1 protein-coding gene is annotated in these 1,250 nt (G+C 53.8%); it reads left to right on the plus strand.

From position 1 onward, the window contains the following. The first annotated feature begins 244 nt into the window (after positions 1-244). Complete coding sequence (locus JQC81_RS32420) at positions 245-1,039, plus strand: glycoside hydrolase family 16 protein (RefSeq protein ID WP_203275859.1); 795 nt, start codon at positions 245-247, stop codon at positions 1,037-1,039. The last annotated feature ends 211 nt before the right edge of the window (positions 1,040-1,250 follow it).

The following is a 1,250-nucleotide window of genomic DNA, read 5'->3' on the forward strand; positions in this document are numbered from 1 at the left end:
CTTGTCGTGGTCGATCTCCATGGCTCCACTTTACCATGCATCGGTCAAAAATTCCGCGGCTCTCGCCGGATGCATACTGCTCTCAGGCAGAAACTCAAGTTATCCCACTGTCCAAACTGCCCGAGCCGGCTCTGGATCCGCCCTCCTACACGAGCGACCTCTTAGTGGTAATACTTCTTTGAAACTCACCTTCGCGCCGAAGATGGTATGAGAGTTCCTCCTCAGAACGATGCGCATAGGACCCATGGCAGTTCTCCCGATAGCAGCGCTTTTGATGCCTGTCTTGTTGACCGCGAGTACACATGCTTTTGGCGGGGAGCAGATTGATCTCTCAAGGTTTACTCGCACGTTCACTGAGGACTTTGACCACCTTGATGTTTCTGCCCGTGGCCCAGGAACTCGTTGGATTGCTCGCGTCCCTTGGGGAGGAAATTTCGGCCGAGCAGCGTTCGTAGGTCCAACATCTGGCTTTCCGTTTACTACAGACAACGGGATCTTGAGAATAGAGGCGCGCCAAGATGAAGATGGCAAGTGGCGCTCGGGCCTACTCGCATCTGTTGATCCTTCAGGACAGGGCTTCTCTCAGCAGTACGGATATTTCGAAATGCGTGCCAAACTTCCCCCAGGTGATGGTGTGTGGCCAGCATTTTGGCTGATCGGAATTGACCGATCGTCCCACACAGCCGAGATTGACGTGATTGAGCATCATGGTCACGCACAAGGTCGATATACCTCTACGGTTCATGTCTGGGATCGCTCAGACCGCAAGAAAAGCCGAAGCGTGTATCAGCGCAACCCCGTGCCGCCTGGCTCGCTCTATGATCGGTTCAATACGTACGGAGTTAGCATCGATCCTACGTGGATCAGGTTCTTCTTTAATCGTGAGGAGGTTTGGCGCACGCAGACGCCAGATCAGCACCGACAGCCTATGTACATTCTGCTCAACCTGGGGCTCGGTGGAGGCTTTTCGACTGCCAGCACCCCCAATCCGTCATATATGTATGTTGATTATATCCATGCATACCTGCCAAAAGAGTAGGGAAAATATCGGAGTTTGATTTTCAATCTACGCTCGAAGATCTAACCGGCTCGGTTTAAATTAGCACAGGAGCGATCCAAAACTGCTTGTGCTGATCTGGGCCTTCTGCGTTGATCACCCAATGGAAGGCCCAACTCCTCGACGGAGCGGCCGACGTGTTCGGGGCCGAGAAGGCCGGAGCGGCGACCCCACCCGTGGATGTGAGGACGCT

The sequence above is a fragment of the Microvirga arabica genome, assembly GCF_016811235.1.
Lineage (GTDB): Bacteria > Pseudomonadota > Alphaproteobacteria > Rhizobiales > Beijerinckiaceae > Microvirga > Microvirga arabica.